We start from the raw sequence: 9,436 nt of genomic DNA on the forward strand, positions 1-9,436 counted from the left end.
TGAACCCTTTCTTATAATCCAGATTTTAAGCTGGCTTCGATAAATTTATCTAAATCACCGTCTAATACGGCTTGCGTATTACGATTTTCAATGCCGGTACGCAAATCTTTAATGCGCGAATCATCCAATACGTATGAGCGAATCTGACTGCCCCACCCAATGTCGGATTTAGAATCTTCGTTTACTTGTTTCTCTGCGTTTTGTTTCTGAAGCTCAAGTTCAAACAGTTTAGCTTTCAACTGCTTCATCGCTTGTGCTTTGTTTTTATGCTGAGAACGATCATTTTGACATTGCACTACTGTATTTGTCGGGACGTGAGTAATACGTACCGCAGATTCAGTGGTGTTTACGTGTTGACCACCCGCGCCAGAAGCTCGGTATACATCAATACGTAAATCAGCAGGGTTGATATCTACTTCAATGTTGTCATCTATTTCAGGATAGATAAACGCTGAAGCAAATGAGGTATGTCGACGACCACTTGAATCAAATGGAGATTTACGAACTAAACGGTGTACACCAGTCTCTGTTCGTAACCAGCCATAAGCGTATTCACCAGAGATGCGAACTGTTGCGCCTTTAAGGCCTGCTACATCGCCATCAGAAACTTCAATAATCTCTGTTTTAAATCCTTTAGCTTCCGCCCAACGCAAATACATACGCAACATCATTGATGTCCAATCTTGCGCTTCTGTACCGCCAGAACCTGATTGTAAATCAATATAACAATCTGAAGGATCATGCGCACCAGAGAACATACGACGGAATTCTAATGTCGCTAATTTGTCTTCTAAATCAGCAAGCTCTGGTTCAATCTCATCAAATGTTTCTTGATCTTGCTCTTCAACTGCTAACTCAAGTAAACCTTCAACGTCTTCGCCGCCTTGATCTAATTGGTCAATAGTTTCAACAATCGCTTCCAAAGAGGCACGTTCTTTACCTAACGCTTGTGCACGTTCAGGTTCGTTCCATACTTCTGGTTGTTCTAGCTCTGCATTGACTTCTTCTAGACGCTCTTTCTTAGCATCATAGTCAAAGGTACCCCCTCAGGATATTTGTGCGTTCAGACACATCCTGGAGGCGGTTTTTTATAGGATTAATTTCGAACATGGTGTTTTATCATCGCCGAATAAAAAATAACCGAGAGATTTTAACGAAAAGTGTGATAGAAATCGAGGTATTTCAACCTCTGAAAGCAAGAACAATAAGGATTGAGAAAATGGTGTAAATTTAATCACACCAAATTTCTTTTTATTTAACTTCAGCTCGGAATACGAGCCTTTCTATTTTCATACGAAACAAGAAAATAACATCTCATTAGATTTTTCTTAACGGCTCGTTTAGTATAAATTAACCTTTTCACTTTATAGAACGGTAGATTTACATTGGTTCAATGTATTCAACCATTAATTGTAATGTTTGATTACCACGAAATTCATTGATATCTAAGCGGTAAGCCAGCTTCACTTTTTGTACCGAAGCATCAGGCCAACGACGAATATCAATATTAAAAGCAATGGCATCAACCATTTTATTGGTTGGAAAATCTCTATGTATTGGCTCTAACATTAATTTAAGATGTTTTTCACCAACTAAACGCTGATTCAATACTTTAAATTCCCCATCAAAAATAGGTTCTGGGAAGGCTTGTCCCCATGGTCCCCCCGCTCGAATAATTTCAGCGGTGCCTAAGGTAAATTCTTCTGGTGTTAATTCACCATCAGATAAAACCACGCCATTAAGCGCCTCTTCTTCCACCGATTCGCGAACCACATCATCAAAAGCTTGGCTGAATTTCTTATAATCAACTTCTTTAATGGTTAAGCCTGCCGCCATTGCATGACCACCAAACTTCAAAATTAACCCAGGGTTTCGAGTATCAATCAAATCCAACGCATCACGCATATGAAAGCCAGGAATGGAACGACACGACCCTTTAATAAACCCATCACCACCATCAGCAAATGCGATGACAGGGCGATGATATTTTTCTTTAATACGAGAAGCGAGAATTCCAATCACACCCTGATGCCAATCTCGCTGGAATAACACCAAGCCAAAAGGCAATTCACTTTGTGCGCCGAACTCTAAGCGCTCACAAATCGCCATCGCTTCGTCTTTCATACCTTGCTCAATCTCTTTACGAGTTTGATTTAAAGCATCAAGTTCTGAGGCCATACGACGTGCAGCATGAATGTTGTTGGACATAAGAAGCTCAACACCAAACGACATGTCATCCAAACGACCTGCGGCATTAATTCTTGGACCAAGTGCAAAACCAAAATCTGAAGCAACAATTCGAGAAGGCACTTTATTTGCCACTTCAATTAGCGCCTGAATACCCGGACGACATTTACCCGCGCGAATACGTTGGATACCTTGATGCACTAAAATACGGTTATTTTCATCAAGTGCTACCAAATCAGCAACAGTGCCTAGTGCGACTAAATCCAATAAATCAGCAAGGTTCGGAATAGGAATATTTTGAGTTTCAAACCAATTGTTTTCACGCAAACGAGCACGAATCGCTAACATCAAATAAAACGCAACACCAACACCAGCTAAAGACTTAGACGGAAAGGCACACTCTTCAAGGTTAGGGTTAACAATTGAATCGGCTATTGGCAAAGAAGAGCCCGGTAAATGGTGATCGGTTACGACCACTTGCATCCCATAGGCTTTCGCTGCAGCAACACCTTCAATTGATGAAACGCCATTGTCTACTGTCATGATGATCTCAGCGCCCATCGCTTTAGCTTGATCAACCACATCAGGGCTTAACCCGTAGCCATCTTCAAAACGATTCGGCACCAGATAATCAACATTGCTGCTGCCCATTAAGCGAAACGCCATGACAGATAATGCTGAACTCGTCGCGCCATCAGCATCGAAATCACCCACAACAATAATACGAGTTTGCTTTGCTATCGCTTCAACTAAGATATCAACGGCTTTAGTTATGCCATGCATAGATTGAAATGACAGTAATGATCTCGCGCCACGATCTAATTGACTATTTGATGTGATCCCTCGAGCTGCATAAATCTGTTGTAAGATTGAAGGAATTGAACTTGGTAAAGCAGGAATTTCCGGAATAAGACGACGTTTCACTTCAATCATGATAATGGCCTAAGGTTAGAGTTACTAAGATAAAAAAATCCCCGCACCATACTTAATTTAAACAAGTATTGCGGGGACTTAAATTGGGTTAAGAAAGAATTATTTTTCTAAGTCTTTCAAAAGCTCTTGTGCTGGTTTGTAACCCGGAACTAAATCACCATTAGGCAGTACAATTGCAGGCGTACCGTTCACACCCATTTTACGACCTAATAAATATTGTTCTTTAATAATGTTCTTACACTGAGCGGTTGCTGGTTTTGAACCATTAATTGCACGGTTTGATTTTGCGTCTTCCATTGCTTGTTGTTTATCATCTGCACACCAAATTTGCGCCATTTTATCAGCGACAGAACCTTGGTAGCCTTGACGAGGATACGCTAAGTAACGAACCGTAATACCAGCATCATTATACTCTTTCATTTCTTTATGCAACTTAGTGCAGTAGCCACAAGTGATATCAGTAAAGACTGTGATCACATGTTTTTCGTTTTTCGCAGGGAACACAATCATGTTCTCACTTTGGCTATCAACCAATTTTGCAAAACGAGCTGCTAATAAATCTTTCATATTGCCATTTTCATCAAACTCAAAAATTCGACCTTGAATGAAGTGCTTACCATCATCTGATACATAAAAAATACCAAATGGCGTTTCTACTTGTTTAAAGCCATCAACTTCAGAGTCGTGAATAGCTTCAACAGGCAAGCCTAATGTCGTTAAACGCTGAGTAATCGCTTGTTCTGAATCAGCCTGAGATGCTTCAACAACTGACGGAGATACTGCGTGATCTTTTGCTTGCTCATCAGAACATGCGGTAAAAGAAATTACACTCAATAAAGCAATAAACATCGCGCTAGTACGGCGAATAAATGACATAAAAGTACCTATAAAAAAAGTAAAAATAGAAGGTTTAAATTTTAGAGTAGTAAACCAACAAGAAGTTCCCTTTCACTATGAACGAGGGTGATGCTCTTGATGGATCTGTTTTAAACGTTCCGTTGCTACGTGAGTATATATTTGTGTTGTCGAAAGATCACTATGTCCAAGTAACATTTGTACGACTCTAAGATCTGCACCATAGTTTAGTAAATGCGTCGCAAAAGCATGACGTAAAACATGAGGTGATAATTTGTCAGTATCAATACCGGCAATCACTGCATAATGTTTAATACGATGCCAAAACGTTTGTCTTGTCATCTGCCTTGCTCGTTTACTCGGAAAAACCACATCAGAACTTTTCTCACCAAGTAATGCAGGACGTCCTTGGTCTAAGAAAGTTTGGATCCAATCAACGGCATTCTCTCCCATCGGCACTAAACGTTCTTTATCGCCTTTACCAGTAACACGAACTACACCTTGGCGTAGACTCAAGTTTTCCATGGTTAAACTGACTAATTCCGTCACTCGTAAACCGGTAGCATAAAGTAACTCTAACATTGCACGATCACGAAGCTCTAATGGATCGTCTACATTTGGCGCTTCTAATAAGTCATTCACCTGCTCTTCGCTTAAATCTTTTGGTAGCCTTTGCGGTAATTTAGGACTCATCAATAAAGCAGTTGGATCATCACCACGAATTTTTTCTCGGTGTAGATATTGGAAAAATCGACGAAGTGCTGACAACATACGCGCTCGTGAAGTCTGCTTGTATTCTTTGTCTACCAAATACGCTTGATATTCATTTAATCCCATTGCTGAAATAGAGGCACATTTATAATGATTATCTTCTAGCCATTGCAGTAACTTCACCAAATCATTTCGATACGAAGCTAACGTATTTTCTGATAATCCACGCTCCATCCACATGGTATCTAAAAAACGCTCAATTAAAGCCATATCATTGTTCATTGCATCACCATTTACTGAAAACCAAAAAATACTGGTTAAAATTACAGTATTAAACAATTATCTCCACTTTCAATGCAAGTTTAATTTTAAGAATCATTTGCGGTACACTAGGCTTTCGTCCTCTTTAATTATGGTAGCTGAAATGAAAATTGGTCTGTTTTACGGTTCTTCCACTTGTTACACCGAAATGGCATCTGAAAAAATCAGAGCAACAATGGGCGAAGAGTTGGTTGATATCTACAATATTAAAGAGACCCCAGTAGCAACAATGAACGATTATGATTTGTTATTACTTGGTATTTCCACATGGGATTTTGGTGAAATTCAAGAAGACTGGTTAGGCGTATGGGAAGAATTAGATGACCTTTCTTTGCAAGGAAAAACCATCGCTTTATTTGGATTAGGCGATCAAGAAGGTTATGGCGAATGGTTCTTAGATGCGATGGGTTTATTACACGATGAATTAAAAGCCACTGATGCTAAATTTATTGGTTATTGGAAAAATGAAGGTTATCAATTTAATGCATCAAAAGCATTAACTGAAGATGAATCTCACTTTGTCGGTTTAGCGCTAGATGAAGACAGTCAATATGATAAGAGTGATGAGCGTATTGAGCAGTGGTGTGAACAGGTATTGGTTGAGTATCACGATTCACTTTAAGGTTTCAGGTTTCAGGTTTCAGGTTTCAGGTTTCAGGTTTCAGGAATACTAATTGCTCATATATAACTAGCAACGAATACTCCTGAATCCTTTAAGGGAGCTTGCGACCGATCTGAACCCTTTCTTTAATTATGCATTTTCAGTCACTAATTCGTCTTCTTTCGTACCAACAAAACGAACGATAATCATCGATGCAAACGTTGGGATAACCCAAGCCATACCATGCTCAAACATTGGTAGCATAGAGAATACAGACATATCCGCACCCGCAACTTTCGCAGCATCTAATATCGCAAAACACGTCGCAACTAAAATAACAACTCGGTATGCAAGACGAGGATTCGGCATAAATTTGCGAGTAAATGCTAACGCAACTAACGCAATTGCAATTGGATAAAGCAAAAACAACACAGGGACAGACAGTGTAATTAGCTGGCTTAAGCCTACGTTAGCAACTACAGCACACGCTACACCAACAATAATAACCCACGCCTTATATGTCACTTTGCAAATTGAGCTAAAGTAATCTGCACATGCAGAAATAAGACCAATCGCAGTTGTTAAACAAGCGATCAATACAATAATAGACAATACTATTTGACCCGAAGAACCAAATAACGCATGTGTATAAGCCGTTAAGATAGCACCACCATTACCAGCCCCCGCAGCAACAGTGCTTGATGTTGCGCCAAGATAAAATAATGAGATATAAACAAATGCTAAACCAAGAGCTGCAATACAACCTGCAATAGTTAAGTATTTAGTTGTCGCTTTATGTTCTGTGATACCTTTCTTTTTCAATGCATCGATAATTAGAATACCAAACATTAACGCACCAAACGTATCCATGGTGTTATAGCCTTCAAAGAAACCTGTCGTTAAAGGGCTATCAATGTAGTTCCCTGTTGCCGCAACAATTTCACCTTGAGGGTTCACAAACACAGCAATAGCTAACACGATTAAACCAATAAATAATGCTGGCGTTAAGAACTTACCGATCGTATCGATAAGCTTGCCTTGAGACCATGCAAAAAACATTGCGATTGAAAAGAATGCGATTGAAAATAGAGTTAGAGAAAGTTGCCCCGCATCAGCACCAAGAAAAGGTTTTGCTGCCATTTCATAAGCAACTAATCCCGTACGTGGTGCAGCAAAAGCTGGACCAATAATAACGAACATTAGAATCGCCATGATCATTGCTACTTTAGGCGGTAAATCACGAGTAAGGTGCTGCCAAGAACCACCAGAAACACCGATAGCAATAATAGTCAGTAATGGTAAACCAACGGCTGTAATTAAAAATCCACTCATAGCACTAAAGACATGCGCTCCAGCCATTTGACCAGCAATTGGAGGGAAGATGATATTACCCGCGCCTAAAAAGAAGGCAAAAAGCATAAAGCCAACGGCAATGATATCGGCGAGTTTTAATGACTGTTTCATAGGAAACCCTTGTATAATGTTGTGTGTATTTAATGTTGTGTTTTATATCTTTTTCGATATTTATGTCAGAATAATGAACAAATTATCAATAATTCGCAATAGTCTAGAGAAAAACACCATAATCAAATTGCCAACAAGCCAATATGCAGTGTTATCCTCTATTAATTAGTTTTATAAAAGAGTGATCAATTAGCATTCAAAGATTCAACAAAATATCAAAAATAGAATATCACACCATTTAACATATAAATTACAAGATTAACAACTATACTCATATTGAGCTAATTATGAATAAAAGCTTCACTTTTAAACAATTTCATATTGATATCGGACAATGCGGTATGCCAGTAAGCACTGACGGTGTTTTATTAGGTGCGTGGGCAACAATTAATAACAGCCTGTCGATCTTAGATATAGGGTGTGGAACTGGATTATTAAGTTTAATGTGTGCTCAAAGAGAACCATTGAGTCAAATTGATGCTGTAGAATTAATGCCAATGGCGGTAGAAGTAGCTCAAGCTAATTTCCAAAACAGTAAATGGGCAAAACAAATAACCTTGTTTCATCAAGATATTCTCTCTTTTACTCCACAAAAAACCTACGATGCTATTATTTGTAACCCTCCCTATTTTAATAACGGTGAACAATCACAAAAAGGGGAACGCTCTGTTGCTCGTCATACTGACGCTCTACCATTTTTTGATTTACTAACACAATGTAAAAAATTACTCACCTCAGAGGGGCGTGCAAGTTTCATTCTTCCGCTCATTGAAGGTGAACAATTTATTGAAATAGCTAAAAACTGCGATTTTAAGCTAACAAAACTCACAAAGATCAAAACAACAGAAAAAAAATCAGTTTCTCGATTATTAATAGAACTTTCTGTTTTTCCTTATGATTATCAAGAGAATACATTAATAATTCATAGTAAAAATAGTTACAGTGATGACTTTATTGACCTAACTAGATGCTTTTATCTCAATATGGATTAAAAGATCGGTGATCCATCTCTAATAAATCACTATAATGTCTGGCTAACATCATATTTATACTCTTTAGACCTGAACGGAGAATCCAACAGTGATCAAAACGTTTGCTGATCTCGATCTATCCCCTAACCTACTGCGCGCTCTTGAGGAGATTGGTTATCAACGTCCAACTCAAGTTCAGGCTATGGCTATCCCTGAAGCATTAGAAGGAAAAGACATCCTTGCTTCTGCTCCAACTGGTACAGGTAAATCGGCTGCTTTCTTGCTGCCTGCTTTACAACACCTTGACGATTTCCCACGTCGTGATCCTGGTCCTGCGCGCGTATTGATCCTGACACCGACACGTGAACTTGCTATCCAAGTCGCTGATGAAGCTCGTGAACTAGCAAAATATACTCATCATAAAGTATTCACCATTACTGGTGGTATCAGCTACCAAGAGCATGCTGATATTCTTGCAAGAACTCAAGATATCGTTGTTGCTACACCTGGCCGTTTGATGGAATACATCGAAGCTGAGCGCTTTGATTGTCGTGCTATTGAAACATTAATCCTTGATGAAGCAGATCGCATGCTAGACATGGGCTTTGGTCCTGTTGTTGATCGTCTTTCAAAAGAATGTCGCTGGCGTAAACAAACCTTCTTGTTCTCTGCAACATTAGAAGGTCGTGGCGTTGAAGGTTTTACTGCTGATCTACTGAATGAACCTGCAACTATAAATGCAGAGCCATCGCGTCGTGAACGTAAAAAGATCACTCAGTGGTATCATCGCGCAGATAACATGCCTCATAAAATTGAGTTATTGAAAAGCATACTAACTCAACAAGCCGAGCGCTCAATTGTGTTTGTAAAAACTCGTGAGCGCCTTGCTGAACTTCGTGGACACTTAGAAACAGCTAAAATTTCATGTGCATGGCTACAAGGTGATATGCCACAAGAAAGCCGTAATAATGCTATTGCTCGTTTCCGTGACGGCAAAGTTAATGTATTAATTGCAACCGACGTTGCTGCTCGTGGTATCGATTTACCAAACGTAAGTCATGTTATTAACTTTGATATGCCACGTACTGCTGACGTATACTTACACCGTATTGGCCGTACTGCTCGTGCTGGTAATAAAGGCAGTGCAGTTTCTTTAATCGAAGCACACGATCAACCTATGATGGAACGTGTTGGCCGTTACGTTAAAGAAGAAGATGAGATCATTAAAGAGCGTTTTATTGAAGGGTTAAAACCAACTCATAAAAAACCTGTTTTTAAAAATAAACAGAAAAAGAACGCGAAGAAAAAAGCGGCTCTAGCGAAGAAAAACACACCAAAGAAAAAGAAGAAAAAGTAATTTTTATACGCTTAGCTAGCTATAGCACTAAGATCT

Annotated in this window: 8 protein-coding genes; 3 read left to right on the forward strand and 5 right to left on the reverse strand. The window is 39.1% G+C overall.

The features are described from left to right. Nucleotides 1-11: 11 nt before the first annotated feature. The 4 genes from prfB to xerD all read right to left on the reverse strand — a co-directional run bounded on the left by prfB (nucleotide 12) and on the right by xerD (nucleotide 4,968). A protein-coding gene (gene prfB, locus BTO23_RS09705) for a peptide chain release factor 2 (RefSeq protein ID WP_105063414.1) occupies nucleotides 12-1,110 on the reverse strand; the annotation gives its coding sequence in 2 pieces (ribosomal slippage) (nucleotides 12-1,034 and nucleotides 1,036-1,110; 1,098 coding nt in all). A gap of 270 nt (nucleotides 1,111-1,380) precedes the next feature. Continuing rightward, a complete protein-coding gene (recJ, locus tag BTO23_RS09710; RefSeq protein ID WP_105063415.1) occupies nucleotides 1,381-3,120 on the reverse strand; it encodes a single-stranded-DNA-specific exonuclease RecJ in 1,740 nt (579 codons plus the stop codon). Between the two features lie 99 nt (nucleotides 3,121-3,219). Then, entirely contained in the window at nucleotides 3,220-3,996 is a 777-nt protein-coding gene (gene dsbC / locus BTO23_RS09715) for a bifunctional protein-disulfide isomerase/oxidoreductase DsbC (RefSeq protein WP_060992474.1), read from the reverse strand. A 75-nt stretch (nucleotides 3,997-4,071) separates the two neighbouring features. Further along, entirely contained in the window at nucleotides 4,072-4,968 is an 897-nt protein-coding gene (gene xerD / locus BTO23_RS09720; RefSeq protein WP_060992475.1) for a site-specific tyrosine recombinase XerD, read from the reverse strand. 142 nt (nucleotides 4,969-5,110) lie between these two features. On the opposite strand from xerD, the gene fldB reads away from it, so the two are divergent. Further along, nucleotides 5,111-5,629 carry a flavodoxin FldB gene (gene fldB / locus BTO23_RS09725; protein ID WP_105063416.1) on the forward strand — a complete coding sequence of 173 codons (519 nt, stop codon included), beginning with the start codon at nucleotides 5,111-5,113 and terminating at the stop codon, nucleotides 5,627-5,629. A gap of 129 nt (nucleotides 5,630-5,758) precedes the next feature. On the opposite strand, the gene brnQ is transcribed toward fldB, so the two are convergent. Further along, a complete protein-coding gene (gene brnQ / locus BTO23_RS09730; RefSeq protein ID WP_061004600.1) occupies nucleotides 5,759-7,072 on the reverse strand; it encodes a branched-chain amino acid transport system II carrier protein in 1,314 nt (437 codons plus the stop codon). Between the two features lie 287 nt (nucleotides 7,073-7,359). Here brnQ and BTO23_RS09735 point away from each other — a divergent pair, with 287 nt between their 5' ends. Both BTO23_RS09735 and srmB read left to right on the forward strand, forming a co-directional pair. Then, nucleotides 7,360-8,064: a tRNA1(Val) (adenine(37)-N6)-methyltransferase gene (locus tag BTO23_RS09735; protein WP_060992478.1), complete on the forward strand. Its 705-nt coding sequence runs from the start codon at nucleotides 7,360-7,362 to the stop codon at nucleotides 8,062-8,064. A gap of 88 nt (nucleotides 8,065-8,152) precedes the next feature. After that, complete coding sequence (srmB, locus tag BTO23_RS09740) at nucleotides 8,153-9,400, forward strand: ATP-dependent RNA helicase SrmB (protein WP_105063417.1); 1,248 nt, start codon at nucleotides 8,153-8,155, stop codon at nucleotides 9,398-9,400. The last annotated feature ends 36 nt before the right edge of the window (nucleotides 9,401-9,436 follow it).

Source organism: Aliivibrio sifiae, assembly GCF_002954715.1.
GTDB lineage: Bacteria > Pseudomonadota > Gammaproteobacteria > Enterobacterales > Vibrionaceae > Aliivibrio > Aliivibrio sifiae.